The organism is Eubacterium multiforme (genome assembly GCF_030813415.1).
GTDB classification, from domain to species: domain Bacteria; phylum Bacillota; class Clostridia; order Clostridiales; family Clostridiaceae; genus Clostridium; species Clostridium multiforme.
This window is the reverse complement of sequence record NZ_JAUSUF010000021.1, coordinates 1-17,825: the sequence shown is the minus strand read 5'-3', so window position 1 is coordinate 17,825 and position 17,825 is coordinate 1. Positions and strand designations below refer to the sequence as shown.

The 17,825-nt window shown below is 26.1% G+C and carries 19 protein-coding genes and 1 riboswitch; of the genes, 10 read left to right on the top strand and 9 right to left on the bottom strand.

Annotated elements, in window-relative coordinates; all coding sequences use genetic code 11:
- Window positions 1-346: 346 nt before the first annotated feature.
- The 3 genes from J2S18_RS15770 to J2S18_RS15760 all read left to right on the top strand — a co-directional run bounded on the left by J2S18_RS15770 (window position 347) and on the right by J2S18_RS15760 (window position 4,401).
- A complete protein-coding gene (locus tag J2S18_RS15770; RefSeq protein WP_307488274.1) occupies window positions 347-1,630 on the top strand; it encodes a PTS sugar transporter subunit IIC in 1,284 nt (427 codons plus the stop codon).
- A 291-nt stretch (window positions 1,631-1,921) separates the two neighbouring features.
- The gene (locus tag J2S18_RS15765) at window positions 1,922-3,523 is read left to right on the top strand and encodes a Na/Pi cotransporter family protein (protein ID WP_307488272.1); all 1,602 of its coding nucleotides are present in this window, start codon (window positions 1,922-1,924) and stop codon (window positions 3,521-3,523) included.
- A gap of 134 nt (window positions 3,524-3,657) precedes the next feature.
- Window positions 3,658-4,401, top strand: coding sequence for an FAD-binding oxidoreductase (locus tag J2S18_RS15760; protein WP_307488270.1), 744 nt, complete (start codon window positions 3,658-3,660; stop codon window positions 4,399-4,401).
- Between the two features lie 75 nt (window positions 4,402-4,476).
- Here the strand turns inward: J2S18_RS15760 and J2S18_RS15755 are convergent, their stop codons facing one another.
- Entirely contained in the window at window positions 4,477-5,025 is a 549-nt protein-coding gene (locus tag J2S18_RS15755) for a class IV adenylate cyclase (protein ID WP_307488268.1), read from the bottom strand.
- Between the two features lie 335 nt (window positions 5,026-5,360).
- Here J2S18_RS15755 and J2S18_RS15750 point away from each other — a divergent pair, with 335 nt between their 5' ends.
- Entirely contained in the window at window positions 5,361-6,965 is a 1,605-nt protein-coding gene (locus J2S18_RS15750; RefSeq protein ID WP_307488267.1) for a Na/Pi cotransporter family protein, read from the top strand.
- A gap of 64 nt (window positions 6,966-7,029) precedes the next feature.
- Here J2S18_RS15750 and J2S18_RS15745 read toward each other — a convergent pair whose 3' ends face one another.
- Both J2S18_RS15745 and J2S18_RS15740 read right to left on the bottom strand, forming a co-directional pair.
- Complete coding sequence (locus J2S18_RS15745) at window positions 7,030-7,176, bottom strand: hypothetical protein (protein ID WP_307488265.1); 147 nt, start codon at window positions 7,174-7,176, stop codon at window positions 7,030-7,032.
- Window positions 7,177-7,291: 115 nt separating this feature from the next.
- Window positions 7,292-8,290 carry a hypothetical protein gene (locus J2S18_RS15740; protein ID WP_307488263.1) on the bottom strand — a complete coding sequence of 333 codons (999 nt, stop codon included), beginning with the start codon at window positions 8,288-8,290 and terminating at the stop codon, window positions 7,292-7,294.
- A 190-nt stretch (window positions 8,291-8,480) separates the two neighbouring features.
- Here J2S18_RS15740 and J2S18_RS15735 point away from each other — a divergent pair, with 190 nt between their 5' ends.
- The gene (locus J2S18_RS15735; RefSeq protein ID WP_307488261.1) at window positions 8,481-9,518 is read left to right on the top strand and encodes a nucleoid-associated protein; all 1,038 of its coding nucleotides are present in this window, start codon (window positions 8,481-8,483) and stop codon (window positions 9,516-9,518) included.
- A 62-nt stretch (window positions 9,519-9,580) separates the two neighbouring features.
- Window positions 9,581-9,895 (top strand): DUF1540 domain-containing protein, encoded by a 315-nt coding sequence (locus J2S18_RS15730; RefSeq protein WP_307488260.1) that lies wholly within the window; start codon window positions 9,581-9,583, stop codon window positions 9,893-9,895.
- Window positions 9,896-9,961: 66 nt separating this feature from the next.
- Here the strand turns inward: J2S18_RS15730 and J2S18_RS15725 are convergent, their stop codons facing one another.
- Both J2S18_RS15725 and J2S18_RS15720 read right to left on the bottom strand, forming a co-directional pair.
- Complete coding sequence (locus J2S18_RS15725; protein ID WP_307488259.1) at window positions 9,962-10,342, bottom strand: DUF4363 family protein; 381 nt, start codon at window positions 10,340-10,342, stop codon at window positions 9,962-9,964.
- A complete protein-coding gene (locus J2S18_RS15720) occupies window positions 10,339-11,181 on the bottom strand; it encodes a YetF domain-containing protein (protein WP_307488258.1) in 843 nt (280 codons plus the stop codon). The genes J2S18_RS15725 and J2S18_RS15720 overlap by 4 nt, the downstream gene beginning before the upstream one ends.
- 180 nt (window positions 11,182-11,361) lie before the next feature.
- On the opposite strand from J2S18_RS15720, the gene J2S18_RS15715 reads away from it, so the two are divergent.
- On the top strand, window positions 11,362-13,020 hold the full coding sequence (locus J2S18_RS15715; protein ID WP_307488256.1) for a nucleoside kinase: 1,659 nt from the start codon (window positions 11,362-11,364) through the stop codon (window positions 13,018-13,020).
- Window positions 13,021-13,060: 40 nt separating this feature from the next.
- Here J2S18_RS15715 and J2S18_RS15710 read toward each other — a convergent pair whose 3' ends face one another.
- Window positions 13,061-13,558 (bottom strand): hypothetical protein, encoded by a 498-nt coding sequence (locus tag J2S18_RS15710; RefSeq protein ID WP_307488254.1) that lies wholly within the window; start codon window positions 13,556-13,558, stop codon window positions 13,061-13,063.
- Between the two features lie 137 nt (window positions 13,559-13,695).
- Window positions 13,696-14,181 (bottom strand): hypothetical protein, encoded by a 486-nt coding sequence (locus J2S18_RS15705; RefSeq protein WP_307488253.1) that lies wholly within the window; start codon window positions 14,179-14,181, stop codon window positions 13,696-13,698.
- A 177-nt stretch (window positions 14,182-14,358) separates the two neighbouring features.
- On the opposite strand from J2S18_RS15705, the gene J2S18_RS15700 reads away from it, so the two are divergent.
- Window positions 14,359-14,700, top strand: a complete 342-nt coding sequence (locus J2S18_RS15700; RefSeq protein ID WP_307488251.1) for a hypothetical protein — start codon at window positions 14,359-14,361, stop codon at window positions 14,698-14,700.
- A gap of 29 nt (window positions 14,701-14,729) precedes the next feature.
- Here J2S18_RS15700 and J2S18_RS15695 read toward each other — a convergent pair whose 3' ends face one another.
- Window positions 14,730-15,212, bottom strand: a complete 483-nt coding sequence (locus J2S18_RS15695; protein ID WP_307488250.1) for a hypothetical protein — start codon at window positions 15,210-15,212, stop codon at window positions 14,730-14,732.
- Between the two features lie 185 nt (window positions 15,213-15,397).
- Between J2S18_RS15695 and sdaAB the strand changes: the two genes are divergently transcribed.
- Window positions 15,398-16,081, top strand: a complete 684-nt coding sequence (sdaAB, locus tag J2S18_RS15690; protein ID WP_307488249.1) for an L-serine ammonia-lyase, iron-sulfur-dependent subunit beta — start codon at window positions 15,398-15,400, stop codon at window positions 16,079-16,081.
- The gene (gene sdaAA / locus J2S18_RS15685) at window positions 16,081-16,959 is read left to right on the top strand and encodes an L-serine ammonia-lyase, iron-sulfur-dependent, subunit alpha (RefSeq protein WP_307488247.1); all 879 of its coding nucleotides are present in this window, start codon (window positions 16,081-16,083) and stop codon (window positions 16,957-16,959) included. The genes sdaAB and sdaAA overlap by 1 nt, the downstream gene beginning before the upstream one ends.
- Window positions 16,960-17,053: 94 nt before the next feature.
- Here sdaAA and J2S18_RS15680 read toward each other — a convergent pair whose 3' ends face one another.
- Complete coding sequence (locus J2S18_RS15680) at window positions 17,054-17,404, bottom strand: SdpI family protein (protein WP_307488246.1); 351 nt, start codon at window positions 17,402-17,404, stop codon at window positions 17,054-17,056.
- Window positions 17,405-17,572: 168 nt separating this feature from the next.
- Window positions 17,573-17,684: riboswitch (TPP riboswitch) on the top strand.
- Window positions 17,685-17,825: the final 141 nt, after the last annotated feature.

The following is a 17,825-nucleotide window of genomic DNA, read 5'->3' as shown; positions in this document are numbered from 1 at the left end:
AGCTTATTTTTTATTGCTTATAAAATTTAAATATAAATAAAATAAACATTTAATTTAATTACACAGAGAATTTAATTAGTGTATATCTGTGTAAAAGCTTTTACACAGATTAAAAGACAGTGTGTAAATTAAATTTAAAATTAACCTATAAAATTGGTGAATTTTCTCTAAAATAGGGAAGAAAATTTTTGGCATACACTTTGCTATATATAAAGTGTAAGAATAAATAATTAAAATCAAAAAGGAATTTTTAGATTATTTCAAAAAGAAATTATATTAAGTAATAAAAGAATAAAATATTTAGAAATAATTTAGCAATTCTAAAAATTATGGGAGGGAATTATTTATGAAAAAGTTTATGGAATGGATGGAAAAGTATTTCGTACCTATAGCAGCTAAAATAGGCTCACAAAGACATTTAGTTGCTATCCGTGATGGTTTTGTTACTATTATGCCTTTAATTATAGCAGGGTCTTTTGCCGTATTAATTAATAATATAGGATGGAAACCTTATCAAGATTTTATGCTTAAAATCTTTGGAGAGCATTGGAAGGATTTTGGAGGAGCTATTTGGAATGGATCCTTTGCAATTATGTCAATTTTGGTTACTTGTACAATAGCTTATCATTTAGCTAGAAGTTATGATAAAGATGGTGTTGGAGCAGCTATTGTTTCCCTTGGAGTATTCTTTATCCTTTATCCACAAGCACCTCTTAAATTAGTTGAAGGAACTGGATTTTCACTTCAATTTTTAGGATCAGCTGGATTATTTATTGCAATTATAGTAGCCTTATGTGCAACTGAAATTTACATAAGACTTATTGGAAATCCTAAATTGGTTATTAAAATGCCAGAGGGAGTACCACCAGCAGTTTCAAGATCATTTGCTGGATTATTACCATCAATTATAGTATTAATAATAGCAGCTGCAGTAGTACTTATATTTAGAGCAATCGGAATTGATGATGTATTTGCATCATTGTTTGCAGCTATTCAAAAACCATTAGAAGGAGTAGTTGGTAGCTTTGGCGGAATAGTAGTATTAATTTTAGTTCAACAATTATTATGGTTCTTTGGAATACATGGATCAAATATAATAGCACCAGTAGTAAATGCTGTACTTTTACCAATGACATTAGCTAATACAGCAGCTATTAATGCAGGAAAAATTCCACAAAATATAATAAATAGCCAATTCATAGATTCATATGTAAATATGGGTGGGTCTGGTACAACAATTGCACTATTAATAGCTATATTTATGGTAGGTAGAAAATCAAAGCAAGAAATGATGATTGCAAAACTAGGATTAGCACCAGGATGTTTTAATATAAATGAACCAGTAACATTTGGTATGCCATTAGTTTTAAATCCAATATATTTTATACCATTTATATTAGCACCAATTGCTTCTGCAACTATAGCCTATGTTTTAACTGTAATAGGTTTTGTTCCACCAGTAGCAATAGTAGCAAGTTGGGTAACACCTCCAGTACTTGGAGCTATAATTTCAACTAATTCATTAATGGGTGGAGTAACTGCAATTATTTGTATAGCAGTATCAGTATTAATTTACATACCATTTGTAATGATATCTGTAAGAAAAAGTTTAGAGATGGAAGGACTATAATACATAGTCTTTTGTAAAGGAACTATTAAGTATTTAATATACTTAATGGTTCCTTTTATTTTTTTTATGATTAAAAGTACATTTTGAAGGTTTAGGTTATCTTTTTAGATAAATTAATAGAATTTATTATTAAAACTATATTAACTAATATTAATGTTATGTTAAATTTAGTTAATTAAAAATTTTTTATGATAGACTTTACTTGAAATGAAAAGTTAATATAAAAATATAGTATTATTAAAAAATTGAAAAAAAGTAAATTGCCAAATAAAAACTTGGAGGGATGGAATTTTGGAAATTTTGGGTATTATTTCAGGAGTGATAGGAGGATTAGGATTATTCCTTTATGGAATGAAGCTAATGGGAGACGGTCTTGAAAATGCAGCAGGAGAAAAGTTAAAAGGAATAGTAGAAAAATTCACAAGTAATAGGTTTATAGGAGTTTTAGTAGGAGCCTTAGTTACTGCTATTATTCAAAGTTCAAGTGCTACAACTGTAATGGTTGTTAGCTTTGTAAATGCAGGAATTATGAATTTGATTCAAGCAACTGGAGTAATAATGGGAGCTAATATTGGTACAACAATAACAGCTCAAATGGTATCTTTTAATTTAGAAAGTATTGCACCACTTGTAATTGGACTAGGAGTATTTACATTATTTATTTCTAAAAGTAAAAAGAGAAAAGAAATTGCAAATATTCTTGTAGGGTTTGGTATCTTGTTTTTAGGAATGGGATTAATGTCAAATGCTATGGAACCTATTGCAAAGTCACAATTTTTTAAAGACTTTGTATTTTTAGTTGGAAATAATGTATTTTTAGGAATATTAACAGGTCTTGTAATGACAGCTATAGTACAAAGTTCATCTGCTACAACAGGTATACTTATAGCTTTATCAATGACAGGTTCTATAAATCTTTATGTTGCACTTCCAATAATATTAGGATGTAATATAGGTACTTGTGTAACAGCATTATTGGCAGCTATAGGAGCAAATAGAACAGCAAAAAAGGCAGCTATTATTCATTTATTATTTAATGTAATCGGAACAATTATATTTATACCTTTTATTGGAGTTTTAATAAAAACAGTTCAATACATAAGTCCAGATGATATACCAAGGCAAGTTGCTAATGCACATACAATATTTAATGTAACAGTAACTGCTATTTTATTACCTTTTGTAGGAGTTTTAGTATTACTTGCAAATAAGATATTACCAGATAAAAAAAGTGATAAGGTTAGAGAGGATATTTATTTAGATAAAAAATTATTAGATACTCCAGTTATAGCAACAGTTCAGGCACAAAAGGCTACTGTTACTATGGCTTATAAAGCAAAGAAAAATTTTGAAAATGCAATGAAGGCATTTAATGAAAATAATGAAAAATTAACAGATGAAGTAATGGAAAATGAAAAAGTTATAAATTCATTAGAAAGAGATATAGCTGATTATTTAATTAGGTTATCAGAGGAAACTTTGTCAGATGAGTTAACAAATGATATAACTTCAGCTTTTAATATAATAAATGATATTGAAAGAATAGGAGATCATGCCAAAAATATTTCAGAACTTGCAAGAGAAAAAATATATGAAAAAATTAAATATGATGATGAAGATTTAAAGGAACTAAATATGATGTATGAAAGTGCATTAAAAATTATGGAAATGTCAATAAAATCTTATGAAGATAATATTGTAAAGGATAAGGAACAATTAAATAAAATAGAAAATGATATAGATAATATGGAAAAACAATTAAGAAGTAATCATATAAAAAGACTTAGCACGGGTAAAACAACAACTGCTTATGGTAGTGTAGTATTTTTAGATATTATAAGTAATCTAGAAAGAATAGGAGACCATTCAGTAAATATTGCAGAGTCTGTTTAAGATTTTAAGAAAAAGAAAAATAATTATAAAACAATGTTAATAATATGTTATTAATTAATAATTATTATTTGTTAATAATAAAATATGATATAATATAGTATAAAGAATTTAGAACTTAAGGGAGGACTTATACTATGATTAATATGAAAGAAGTAGAAATATTTAATAAAGTAAAAGAAAATGATGTAGTTACATCTTTTTATATGAGACCAAAAGATGGTGGCAAATTAAAGAAAAGTATGCCAGGACAATTTATATCAGTAAATCCAATTAAAGAGGGAGAAAATAAAGGAGCTATAAGACAATATAGCTTATCAATGAAGCCAGGTTCAGATTTTTATAGAATTAGTGTTAAAAGAGAAGAACATGGATTAGTATCTAGATATATGCATGATAAAGTAAATATAGGAGATACAATATTTATAACAGATCCCCTTGGAGATTTTATATTAAAAGAAGGTAATAAGCCAGTAGTTTTAATAAGTGGTGGTATTGGAGTAACTCCAACTATGGCTATGTTATATCAAGCTTTAGAAGATAAAAGGGATGTTACATTTGTTCAAGCAGTATTAAATTCAACTCAACATACTTTTAAAAATGAAATTAAAGAATTAAAGAAAAATAATAAAAATATGAAGACAGGAGTATTCTATCAAACTCCATTAGAATCAGATGTATTAGGTGAAGATTATGATGAAGTTGGATTCATTACTAAAGAGTGGATTGAAGAAAATTTACCTAAGGATGGAGACTTTTATTTCTGTGGACCTTTAGGATTTATGAAATATATATATGATATATTAAAGGGAATGGGAATAAAAGATGATTCTATACATTATGAAATGTTTGGACCTTCAAAAGATTTAGCAAAATTATAATGGTAGAATATAATATATTATATTAGCTATAAAAATTATGGCTGGACTTAGTATAAACTTTGCCCAGCCATTTTTTTATTTGTGATTTTTATTATATTCATCAATTAATTCATAAATAGTTTTTGATGTTGTATCTTTTATAGTATATCCAAGTAAAGCTAAAATTTTATTTAAAGACTCTAAAGAAGAGGTTTCAATTTCAATATAAGGGAATGGACAAAAGTCCTTGTCATTTATATCAATTTCTACTAATCCATCTAAAACTTTATAACTTTCTCTATATTTTTTTATAGATTGATGAAGGACAAGACCTAAAGATTTAAATATTCCTTCAGCCATAGTTTTATTATCTACTATAACTTCATTTTCTTCCATTTCTTTAAACTCACCTTGAGATAGCATTTTTTTTGTTGTCATAAATATTATTTCTTTATTATTTATAAGATCATGAACAGTTCTAATTCTTGCATAGCCTTTTTCTTTTAAAAGTCTTTCATCTTCAAAGTCATATATATCATTTATTTGATTTTCAGACTTTACTTTTTCTGCTTTTAAACTAACTAATTTTTCTCTAATTTTTTCTACATCTATGTTTATAACTCTAGTTTCTAATTCTTTTCCCATTATTTAATCCTCCTAATTTTAGGTTTTATAATTATTTTAAAATTTATATTATTTAAAATCATAGTCTTATTTTAATATTATATCAAATGAATATAAACTGAAATTAAAGTAAATAATTAAATATTATAATTTATAATGCTGTGTTTTAAATTGGTATTTATTTTATATAGAATTTTAATTATTAAAGATTTATCTAAAATTTAAATAAATAGAGATATTTATAAAAAATAAATGTAAATAAATATTTAATAATTAGATAATACTATTAACTTTATGAACGAGAATGGATAGAATTAAATGTGCAGCAAAAGAAAAAGAGTTGGAGGAAAATATAATTGAATATATTAGGGATAATTTCAGGCCTAATAGGTGGATTAGGTTTATTTCTTTATGGAATGAAACTAATGGGAGATGGCCTTGAAAATGCAGCAGGAGAAAGATTAAAAACTATAGTTGAAAAATTTACAAGTAACAGATTTGTTGGAGTTGCAGTAGGAGCATTAGTTACAGCAATTATTCAAAGTTCAAGTGCAACAACTGTAATGGTAGTAAGCTTTGTAAATGCAGGAATTATGAATTTAATTCAGGCAACAGGAGTAATAATGGGAGCTAATGTTGGTACAACAATAACAGCTCAAATGGTATCACTTGATTTAGAAAGTATAGCTCCATTTATAATTGGCGTTGGAGTATTTATTTCTCTTGTAGCAAAAAGCAAAAAGAGAAGAGATATTGCAAATATTTTATTAGGATTTGGTTTATTATTTTTAGGAATGGGATTAATGTCAGGTTCTATGAAGCCAGTTGCAGACTCAGATATGTTTAAGGATTTTGTATTTTTAGTTGGAAATAATATGTTCTTAGGACTTATAACAGGATTAGTTATGACAGCAGTAGTACAAAGTTCATCAGCAACAACAGGAATACTTATAGCCCTTGCAACAACAGGAGCGATAGATCTTTATGTTGCAATTCCAATAATTTTAGGGTGTAACATAGGAACTTGCGTAACAGCATTACTTTCAGCAGTGGGAGCAAATAAAACAGCAAAGAAAGCAGCAATTATACATTTATTATTTAATATTATAGGAACTGTTATTTTCTTACCATTTATAGGTTGGCTAATTGAAGCTGTTCAAGTAATTAGTCCAGAAAATGTTGTAAGACAAATAGCAAATGCTCATACAATATTTAATATTATAGTAACTATTATTTTAATACCATTTGCAAATGTATTAGTATTTATTGCAAATAAAATACTTCCAGGAGAAGATAATATTGAAAAAAATGGAGCATTATATTTAGATGAAAAGTTACTTGAAACACCAGTAATAGCTACAATACAAGCAGAAAAGGAAACTGTAAGAATGGCATATAAGGCTAAAGAAAATTTTAAGCTTGCAATGACTGCTTTTATTGAAGGAAATGAAGCTATTTCAGATAAGGTTATAAAGAATGAAAGAATTATAAATACCTTAGAGAGAGAAATTGCAGATTACTTAGTTAAGTTGTCTGAGTCCCAATTATCAGATGATATAACAAAGGATGTAACATCAGCTTTTAATGTAATAAATGACATAGAAAGAATTGGAGATCATGCCAAAAATATATCAGACCTTGCAAGGGAAAAGATATATGAGAAGGTTAAGTATGATGATGAAGATATACATGACTTAAATATTATGTATAATAATACTCTAGAAGCTATGGAAATGGCTATAAAAGCTTATGAAGATAGAAGTATTAAAAATTCAACTCTTCTTGGAGAACTAGAAGATGCCATTGATGTTATGGAAAAAGAACTAAGAAGCAGCCATATAAAGAGACTTAGTACTGGAAGAACAACTGCTTATGGAAGTGTAATATTTTTAGATATTATAAGTAATCTAGAAAGAATAGGAGACCATGCAGTAAATATAGCTGGAACAGTTTCAGAATAATAAAAATAATTTATTAAAATAAATAATAGGTTGTCAAAATATTTGACAACCTATTTTATATAATTTATTTTTTATCTTTTTTTAAACCACAAGGTACCCAAGGGTAATCTGGATGAGCTGGATTACAAGGATCTGTTGGATCAACTTTCTTATCCTCTTCTAAAATTTGATCATAAAAATCCTCTTTAGTTAAATTTTCTTTATCTTTCATTTAAGCATCTCCAATCTTTAAAAAATTCAATATTTTTCTATTAATTATATTTTATATCTAATAATAACAATTATCAATAGAAAGTTTTTATCTATAAGAAAATTTTTATTAGTAATTAGTATATTTCATTTTCTGGTGAAGCTTTAATATAATTTTTATTTTCTTTTAATTTTTCATATTTAGAATTTCCATCAAATATATAATCTCCAAGTATAAGTCTTCCAGGTTTATAGGAAGTTTTGTTTAACTTTCTAATGTATAATTGATTATTATTTGTATCGTAGAAGTAGTTATTAAATATTATTTTGTCTTTGTCATAATATAATTTATCTTTTCTATTTATATTTTTTAATATTTCAGTTTCTTTCATATTAAAATCCAAACTAACTAATGAATTTTTATTAGGTGTGGATTTAAAAGTGTATATTTTATCTTTATATAACAAAAATTCAGTTGAATAATTTTTAGTAGATTTTTTTATTATTTTATTGTTATTTAAATCATATAGATAAATTTTATTATCAGAAATATATGCTGCCTTATCTTCATATATGGCAACTGGTACATCAGCAGAATTATTAAATTTTGCAATAACAGTTCTTTTATTATTTTTTATATTCATTGTTTCAACATAGGTTGTATCATTTGATACATAAGAATAAATAATATTATTTTTATATACTGAAAAATCTTTTAGAGAATATATTTTTCCTTTTTCAGTAACTAAATTATTAACTAGAATTTTAACATCTCCATTATTTATATTTATACCAGTTAAGCCTTCATTACTATAACTTTTAAATATTATCCAATCCCCGGAAGATTGCATGTTAGATGGATTTATAACTATATCTTTAGTATCTCCTAAGTTTTTAAAATTATATTTTTTTTCTTTTTTAGTCTGTTTATCATATGTAATTAAGTTAAAAAATTTAATTCTATAATCACCTGTTTCTTCAAGATTTTTATGACTAAGAGCATAATAGTAATTAGAATTATGATTAACAAAAAGTATAGAATTAAAATTTTTATATGTATAACGATAAAAAATAGAAATAATAACAACAAGTGCTACTATTATTGAATAAATAATAATACCTTTTTTTATTCTCATATTTTAAAATCTCCTTAAATATATTACAAAATGTTAAATTAAATAAAAAAATAACAATCAGTTTATAGACATTATAACAGAATTTACCAAAGTATAAAACTAATTGAAATTAATCTTACCAGATGAAATATATTTCATATATGATACAATATAAAATGTTAATGATTTGGGTTTGGAGGAAATTTAGAAAATGGAATATATAAATGATATTAATATAAATGAAGCTGTTATACATATTTTAGATAGCAATGGGGGAGAGCCCGTTTTAAATGAATATTCTTTAGATTTAAATGAGGATATATATAAATTTGTTTTTAAACATATAGAAAAGTGTTTTAAGGATGAAGAATTAAAATATGCTAAGTTTAATGAGGGAAGAAGTATTGTAAAGGAAGTAACACAAGATTATTTAAATGGTGTAGATAGTGATTTAATTAATCTTTCAAAGGAACTTGCAAGGCAGATGTTTGCAATAATGAATGGGAATGTTAATATTCCTTCCTGTGATCTTATAGTTGCATCTATAACAACAGATCAAGGACCTATGATTGCTATTTTAAAAATGGATTATATAAAGAATTTTACTCATCATGTTGAGTTTTTAGATAATAAAATTGGAATAGGAATTGTACCTCAATCAGCAGGACTTCCTGGTAGTTCTCAAAAGATTCAAAAGGCAGCTTTTATTAAGCCAATAAGAGAAGAGGAAAATTATAATTTAATGGTTTTAGATAAACAAAGGAAAAGCAAAAATGAAGATGAGTATGGAGCAAATTATTTTATAAATAATTTTTTAGGGTGTACTATAGTTCAAAATGAAAGGGATATGACAAAAACTTTCTTAAAGGCTACTGAAGCTTGGACAAGAGAAAATTTCCAAGAGGATGCAGATCAAGCTGAAAAGGTTAGAAGTAAAGTTAAGGATAAACTTAAAAACGAAGAAATAATTAATGTAGATGAATTTTCAGAGGAATTATTTAAAGGTGAAGAAAATAAAAAGGATAATTTCAGTACCTTTGTAAAGGCTCAAGGATTAGATGATGTTTCCGTAGATAAAACTTGGGTGGAGAAGAAACTTAAAAGGGTTAGACTTAAAATAGATAAAGAAATTGACCTTTACATAGATGAAGAGGTTTATAATGATTCAAGCAAATTTGAAATTGTAAGAAATGGTGATGGAAGTATAAACATGGTAATTAAGCATGTTAAAAATTATATAGAAAAATAGGAATTAAAAATAAAAAATTACAGATAATAATAGAGTATATTTAGAAAAAAGGAGTTGTATTTATGGCTACATTAAGATGTCAAGTTAGAGAATGTACTCACAATAGAGATAGTTATTGCTGTAATGAATCAATAGCAGTTGGTGGAAGAGAGGCAATGTCATCATCACAAACAATGTGTAATGACTTTCAAGAAATGAGTTATTCCATTATGAGTATGGAACAAAAGCCTAATCCTAATATGGAAATAGAATGTAATGCAAAAAATTGCATGTATAATGATAAACAAAGATGTATAGCAAATTATGTTGATATATCTGGTGATAACTGCAAAGAAGAAAGTGACACTAAATGTGCAACCTTTATAGAAAGATATTAAATACAAAATAAAAGTTTCCTCTTATATTTTTAAGAGGAAACTTTTATTTTAGTAAAGAATTTGAAATTAAAGTATATTTTCTAAGGTTGGATATTGTAGCTGTTTAATCCTATCAGCATTATATTTCATTAGATGTAAGGTAGATAAGGATTCAGCTTTATCATGACATTTTATAAGGACAGTAGCTCTAACAGTATTATTTATAAGCTCATCTATATCAGTATGATTTATATAAATAGATGATACAAATCCATCCGTTTTTAAAAGTTCTAAAAGCTTAACACTTTTTTTATAGGATTCGTTCCAGTTATCATTATCTAGTAGTTCCTCAATTTTAGAACTTTCTTTTGAAATTTCATCACAAAGTTTTATAAGTTCACCATTTGCAAAAATAACGAAGCCAACAACTGTTAAAAATAAAATAAGAGAAATTATTGTGTTTTTCATTTCTTTTTCTCCTTTTCATATTTATCAAAAAGTTGATATTTAAAATTACCTTTAGTATCATATAAGGCTATAAGTACCTTCTTTATATCATGAATACCATGTTTTTTTAATTCTTTTATAATACAGTCCTTATTATCACTAAATTTAGTTAATGGATTTTTATTTATTTTTCCATCAGATACTAATACTTTAGGAAGCAATGAGGTATCAGAGCCTTGACTATTACTATTTGACTGATTTTGGCTTTGACCTGAAGATTGGTTTTGCTTCTTTCCTTTATTTTGATTTTGGCTTTCATTTTGAGACTGATTTTGATTTTGACCTTGTTTTTGGTTTTGACTTTGATTTTGTGATATGCCGCTACTAGTACCTCCACCATTACCAGAAGGACTATTAAAATCATTAGGTAAAATGGATATATGACCATTAGTTTCAAGTATTGCATATTTTATTTGATCTAAGTCAAAATATTCTAAAAGGCGAAGTTCTTCTAAAAGTTCATCTAAATTAATTTGTTGACTTTTTAGTGATTTATATTTAATTTTTCCATTATAAATTAAAATAGAAGGTTCTCCTTCTATAAGCCTTCTTGCAAATTGACATTTAAGTTGAAGCTGTGAAATAAGAACTTTAAGAAGCATTAATGTAATAATAGGAATAATTCCTAAAATTAATGGTAATCTACTATCTTGCATAGGAATTGATGCCAAGTCTGAAATCATAATAGTTATTACAAATTCATAAGGTTGAAGTTCACCAATTTGACGTTTCCCCATAAGTCTCATTGCTAAAATAACTAAAATGTATAAAATTGTAGTTCTTATAAAAACAATAAACATATAATAAACACCTCAAAAGTATTATTTGTAAAAAATATTTTTTATATGCAAAATATAAAAGTTTATAAGTTTTCACAGGAATTAAAAAGTAATATAATGGTATTAATATATAGAAAAGGTTATGTTTTAAGTGAGTTTTTAACATAATCATAGAAAATATTTAAAGGAGGATAAATGTTAATGACTAATATAAATTTAACTCTTGAAGATGGAAGAATAATAAAAGTTAAAAGGGGAATTAGATTTAAAGATTTAATAGATAAATATTATAAAGACGAGATAAAAAATATTGCACTATGTAAATTGAATAATGAATATTATGAGTTAGTTCAGGAAATAAATAATGGAGTCAATTTAGAGGTAATTAGATTTAATACTGAAGAGGGAATGAGCGTATATACTAGAACACTTCAGTTTATATTTATTAAAGCTGCCCTTGATGTGTTTAAGGATTCAAAAATAACTATAGAACATTCTATAAGCAAAGGAATTTTTGGAGAAATTCACAAGGAAGAAGCTCTTAATAAAGAGGATGTTAAAAAGATTAAAGAAAGAATGAAAAAAATAATAAAAGATAATGTAAAAATAAATAAGATTGAAGTGTCTAGACAGGAAGCTATAGAAATTTTCAATAAATATGGTATGGAAGATAAGGTTAAATTATTAAGTCATATGAGTTTTAATAAAGTAAAACTTTATGAACTTGAAGGAAGATATGATTATTTTTATGGCAAGATGGCCTATGAAACTGGAGTTATAAGAGCTTGGGATTTAATGTTTTATGAGCCAGGATTTATATTAAGAAGCCCAAATGCAGAAGATTTAGATAACCTTCCACCATATAAGGAACAAAAAAGACTTGCAAAAATCTTTTATGAAACAGAAAAGTGGCTAAATATATTAGGTGTTGGTGAAGTTGGAAGTTTAAATGAAAAAATTGAAAATAATGATCTTAAAGATTTAATACTTGTGTCAGAAGCTCTTCATGAAAAGAAAATTGCATATATTGCAGATAGGATATCACAAAAAAATGGAGTTAAAATAGTTTTAATAGCAGGACCATCTTCATCAGGTAAAACAACCTTTGCAAATAGGTTAAGCATACAGTTAAGAGTTAATGGTTTTGTTCCAGTACCTCTTAGTTTAGATGATTATTTTATTGACAGAGAATTTAGTCCTAGGGATGAAAATGGAGATTATGATTTTGAATCAATACATTCACTAGATTTAAAAACTTTAAATGACCATTTAGAAAAAATGCTAGATGGAAAGGAAGTTGAAATACCAACTTATAACTTCATGAAAGGAAAAAGAGAGTGGCATGGACATAAGGTAAAACTTCCTCAAAATGGAGTTTTAATAGTGGAAGGAATACATGCACTAAATCCTATGCTTACTGAGGCAATTGGGGAAGAATATAAGCATAAAATTTATATATCAGCCTTAACTCAATTAAACTTAGATAATCATAACAGAATACACACAACAGATGTTAGAAAAATAAGAAGAATTGTTAGAGATTTTCTATCAAGAGGATATGGGGGAGAAGAAACATTAAAAATGTGGACTTCCATTAAAAGAGGAGAGAAAAAGAATATATTCCCATACCAAGAGGAAGCAGATGATATGTTTAATTCAACTCTTGTATATGAATTATGTGTATTAAAGCCATATGCCTTAAAGGAATTAAAAAAAATAAGTAAAGATAGCACTGTATTTAATGAAGCTCAAAGATTAATATCATTTTTAAACTTCTTTAGAGAAATACCAATGAATAAGGTACCAGAAAATTCAATATTACGTGAATTTATTGGAGGAAGCTGTTTTTATAAATATTAATAAATTAAGGGGTTATCTATAAAGATAGCCCCTTAGTTACTTAATTTATTTGTGACACTTTAATTTTATATTTCTTAAAAGCTTCTTCAACAAGGAATTTATTATTTTCACTTACTTTAAAAGTAAGTGTTGATTTTGGTGTGAAGATAACAATGTTATACTTGTTTTTGCTTTTTGATATTTGAACACTTTTTATATACTTATAATCTATAAATTGTCCTATGTAACATACTCCATCTTGGCAAAGTGTAAATTTTAAAGAAAGTACTGTTTGATAAATTATAAATATTACAGGTAATAAAATATATAAATTCATAACGTTATTAATAGAATATTTAGTAGCACTATTAAATGCTATAAATGATGATACTAATATAAATATTATAAGAACTATATTAAAGATTGCAACATTTGAAAATACTCCAACAGTTATAAATGGTCCTTTTTTCTTATGACGTCTTTCAATTGTAAAACTTCTTACTATAAAAAAAGCAACAGCCACAAATAATAGTATTTCTAATATAGGCATATTTTTCATAAAATCCCCCTCCTTATGTATATAGATATTTATATAATATCAGATTTTTAAAGTTTAATTATTGATAGTATGTAAACAATTAAATTAAGAATTAAAAATTAATAAATGGATACTTAGAACCATTTATTAATTTAATGTTATTCATATATTTTTACATTAACACGATTTTCTCTTAGTTTTTTTGCAAAAAGTTCCATCTTTTTATTACTCATTCTAAAAGTAACAGAATCTTTATTAACTTCTATTAAAATTATAGAAGATGAACGTTTTTTCCCAATACTTAATTTAGTTATCTTTTTATAATCAATATATTGTCCCATACAAAGTAAGCCATGATTAAATAAAACTAATCTTGAAGCTTGAATTGCTTGGAATACAAATAATATTAATATTAAAAGTATAAATATGTATTTAATTGAGAATAGGTTAATATTATTAGCTTTTATATAAGTTAAAGGAATAATTATTAAACCTATGTTTATTAAAGCTACCCCAGAAAATATTATAAAGGTAGTTTTCTCTGATTTTTTGCTGCATATGTGTTCAATATATATTGCTTTACCTACTAAAAATAATAAGGTTAAAACAATTACTATATTTAAAACAATAGAAAAATATTTCATATTAATCCTCCTTAAAATATATACATATAAGATTTTATAGCTAAAATAGAATAAATGTGTGAATAAAATGTTAAATATGATTAAAAGAATGGAATTTAACTTATAAATGAAACTTGTACAAATTACTTAAATGTAGTTAAATTAATATGTATTTTAGAAAAAAGAGGTGTTTTATCTGTGGTAAATAAAGAAGCTAAGGATTATATAAAGGAAATAACTAAGGCATCAACCTACTTTATATTTAGAAATGGTCCAGTTAAAAAGTTGTATGAAGAAGGAAAATTAACAGATGAGGAATTTAAAGATATACAAGAATATCTTCAAAATCATCTAGCTTATCTTTATAATGTTTTATTAGAAGAAAATAATGTAAAAAAGTTTGATTTAATAACATCAACAATGAATAAGTTTTATGTAAATGACCATTCAGAAATAGAAATGAATGATGATGGATTTGATAATTTTTACAATAGTTTATTTAATCCAAATGGAAGTAATTCAGGAATAAAGTTTAAATAAAAGAACTCGCAAAATTTTGCGAGTTCTTTTTATACTCTTTCCACTTTAACTTTTCTATCTTTTAATACTTCATAGAAATCATCTGCAGAAGGTTTATTTATTGAAAAATTAAAAGTTGTTTTTTCAAATTGTAATTTTAATAAATATCTATTTTCAGATTTTTTCTTAAATATAACAGAATATATATCGCTGTAAGGAATATTATAATACATGTAATATAATGAATCGTGTGTAAGCAATATTCCTGAATTTATTAGTGTATTAAGTATTAAAAGTAAAATAATTATAACTGATAAACTTTTTTCTATTATAGAACTTTTATCAACACAAATTATGTAAATACAAGCCATAATAATTAAAGCTATTAAAGTTATTGTAAATGATAAATTATGATTTTTAATTATTACGTAATGACCATTCTTTTTTAAAGAAGATCTTTTAAAGTAGTTTTTCAAAATAGCAAAAGAATATATAATTATGAAGGCTACTTCTACAATTAAGAATAAATTCATAAAATTTACCTCCTTTTAAAAATTAACATTAATAGTAAGTTAAATATAACATCATTGTATGAACAATGAATTAACAGTATTTAAAAATAAATTAAAACTAAAAAAAAATATATATTGAAAAAGTATACATTAATAGCTTAAACTATAATTGAATAAAATTTATGAATGAAATAAGGTGAAAGAACATGAATAATGTAGGAGTTTTTGACATTTTAGGACCAATAATGATTGGACCATCAAGTTCACATACAGCTGGAGCAGCAAGACTTGGAAAGGTTGCAAGGGCAGTTGCAGGTGATGAAGTTGTAGAAGTAACATTTTATTTGCATGGATCCTTTGCAAAAACATATAAAGGACACGGTACAGATAGAGCTTTAGTTGCTGGAATACTTGGAATGGAACCAAGTGATAAGAGATTAAGAAATTCATTAGAAATTGCTAGAGAGAAGGGACTTAAATTTTCTTTTGTAGAAAGTGATTTAGGAGATGTTCATCCAAATACTGTTAAATTTGTTATGGTAACAAAATCAGGAGAAACAAGAGAAGTTGTTGGATCATCTATTGGTGGCGGAAGCATTAAGATTAATGAAGTTAATGGAAATAAAGTAGAATTTACAGGAGATTATCCAACTCTTATAATAGGACAAAGGGATGTGCCAGGAGTTGTATCTAAGGTAACTAAGCTTCTTTATGATGAAGGAATAAATATTGCATTTATGAGCGTTTATAGAAGACAAAGAGGACAAGGTGCAAATATGATATTTGAATTAGATTATGGAGTAAGTGAAAATATTATAGAAGAGATTAAAAAAATAGAACATATAAGTAGAGTTATTATGATTAATCCTGTAAAGGAAGGTGAAGAATAGTGATTGCAAGAAGTGGTGAAGAACTTTTAAGAATATGTGAAAGTAAAGGCATATCTTTAAGTGAATATGCAATAGAAAGTGAAATGGAAAAGTCAGGAGATTCAAGGGAGCAAGTAATAAATAGAATGAGAAATACCTTGAAAGTTATGATTGATTCAGCAACTGAAGGAATGGAAAATGAAGTTTATTCAGTTAGTGGATTAATTGGAGGAGATGGATACAGAGTTAATGAGTATCTAAAAAAAGGAGAAACTTTAACTGGAACAACAACTGTTATGGCAATGGCAATGGCACTTTCCTCTTCAGAAGTAAATGCTTCAATGGGAAGAATAGTAGCATGTCCAACAGCAGGATCTTGTGGAATACTTCCAGCGGTAATATTATCAGCAGGAGCTAAACTTGATAAAACAGAAGATGAACTTGTAATGGCACTTTTTGCATCAGCAGCAGTTGGAACAATAATTGCAATGAATGCAACAGTTTCAGGAGCAGAGGGAGGATGCCAAGCTGAATGTGGATCAGCAGCAGCTATGGGCTGTGCAGCTGTAATTTCAATGATGGGAGGAACTCCAAAAATGAGTTTAGATGGAGCTTCTGTAGTTATTAAAAACATATTAGGATTAGTTTGTGATCCAGTTGCAGGTCTAGTTGAAATACCTTGTGCAAAGAGAAATGCAGCAGGTGCTGTAAGTGCACTTTGTACAGCTGATTTAATAATGGCTGGAGTTGAATCTAAAATCCCATTTGACGATACTGTTTCAGCAATGTATAAGGTTGGAAGACAGTTACCACCATCTTTAAGAGAAACTGCTATGGGTGGAATTGCAGTAACAAAAACAGGACTTAAACTAAAAAAACAAGTTTTTGGAGATAAATAATATAATTATTTAAAACTAAAATATTAATTTATATAAAAAAGCCTATTTCAGAAATTAAAGAATTTTGAAATAGGCTTTTTATTATATAATGAATTTAATTTTTTTTATCTAAATTAAATTTAAGTTCTTCTTCAACAATTTCAAGAGATAAAAATATTAAAATTATTGGAAGTAATATTCCTACAATTGATACTATTTGAGGTCTTAACATTAATGTTGTTTTTAATATAAAAATAGTTATAACAGAAATAATACCAAATGCAACCCAAAGCTTACCAAGATTAGTATTAGCAAAAATCCAAGCTTTAGCTGATCTCATTGAACGTTTAGTTCTATAACCGCAATGTTCATTAATTTTATCTGGTGGATTAATTATAAATAATCCTCCCAAAATAATCATGATAATTGGAATAAAATAGTCAACAGAATATTTTAAAAAATTCATAAAATCCCCTCCATTTTATGTTAAATTATATTCTCTCTATAACTATAATATAACATAAATAATAAATGTTGTGAAAACGTTTTTTAAAAATTTAAATTCTATTTATTAGTAAATTTGTTATGGACTATCTTAAGAAGTTGTTATAAAATTAAAGAGTAAAAGAATTAAATATAGAGCTAGGGGAGCCATAAGTTTTTGGCTGAGAATGAAATTTTAATTTCTAAACTCTTATTACCTGATATGGTTAGTACCATCGTAGGGATAGCGCCGTTTATGAATAAATAAATTGTATTGATAGATAGAGTATAACCTTACGTAAGGTTATACTTTTTTTTGTATTTAGAATACCACCTGCTATGCGGGTGGTTCTAAAAAGCTTTCAGCGGTGAGTAGAAAATAAAAAACCTCCATTGTAAAATTA

Bases quoted from the DNA above. Each gene is read 5' to 3' on its own strand.
- J2S18_RS15735 (WP_307488261.1), top strand. From the start codon at position 8,481: ATGGAATATATAAATGATATTAATATAAATGAAGCTGTTATACATATT.
- J2S18_RS15740 (WP_307488263.1), bottom strand. From the start codon at position 8,290: ATGAGAATAAAAAAAGGTATTATTATTTATTCAATAATAGTAGCACTT.
- J2S18_RS15720 (WP_307488258.1), bottom strand. From the start codon at position 11,181: ATGTTTATTGTTTTTATAAGAACTACAATTTTATACATTTTAGTTATT.
- J2S18_RS15725 (WP_307488259.1), bottom strand. From the start codon at position 10,342: ATGAAAAACACAATAATTTCTCTTATTTTATTTTTAACAGTTGTTGGC.
- J2S18_RS15730 (WP_307488260.1), top strand. From the start codon at position 9,581: ATGGCTACATTAAGATGTCAAGTTAGAGAATGTACTCACAATAGAGAT.
- sdaAB (WP_307488249.1), top strand. From the start codon at position 15,398: ATGAATAATGTAGGAGTTTTTGACATTTTAGGACCAATAATGATTGGA.
- J2S18_RS15705 (WP_307488253.1), bottom strand. From the start codon at position 14,181: ATGAAATATTTTTCTATTGTTTTAAATATAGTAATTGTTTTAACCTTA.
- J2S18_RS15710 (WP_307488254.1), bottom strand. From the start codon at position 13,558: ATGAAAAATATGCCTATATTAGAAATACTATTATTTGTGGCTGTTGCT.
- J2S18_RS15715 (WP_307488256.1), top strand. From the start codon at position 11,362: ATGACTAATATAAATTTAACTCTTGAAGATGGAAGAATAATAAAAGTT.
- J2S18_RS15760 (WP_307488270.1), top strand. From the start codon at position 3,658: ATGATTAATATGAAAGAAGTAGAAATATTTAATAAAGTAAAAGAAAAT.
- J2S18_RS15745 (WP_307488265.1), bottom strand. From the start codon at position 7,176: ATGAAAGATAAAGAAAATTTAACTAAAGAGGATTTTTATGATCAAATT.
- J2S18_RS15755 (WP_307488268.1), bottom strand. From the start codon at position 5,025: ATGGGAAAAGAATTAGAAACTAGAGTTATAAACATAGATGTAGAAAAA.
- J2S18_RS15770 (WP_307488274.1), top strand. From the start codon at position 347: ATGAAAAAGTTTATGGAATGGATGGAAAAGTATTTCGTACCTATAGCA.
- J2S18_RS15695 (WP_307488250.1), bottom strand. From the start codon at position 15,212: ATGAATTTATTCTTAATTGTAGAAGTAGCCTTCATAATTATATATTCT.
- J2S18_RS15680 (WP_307488246.1), bottom strand. From the start codon at position 17,404: ATGAATTTTTTAAAATATTCTGTTGACTATTTTATTCCAATTATCATG.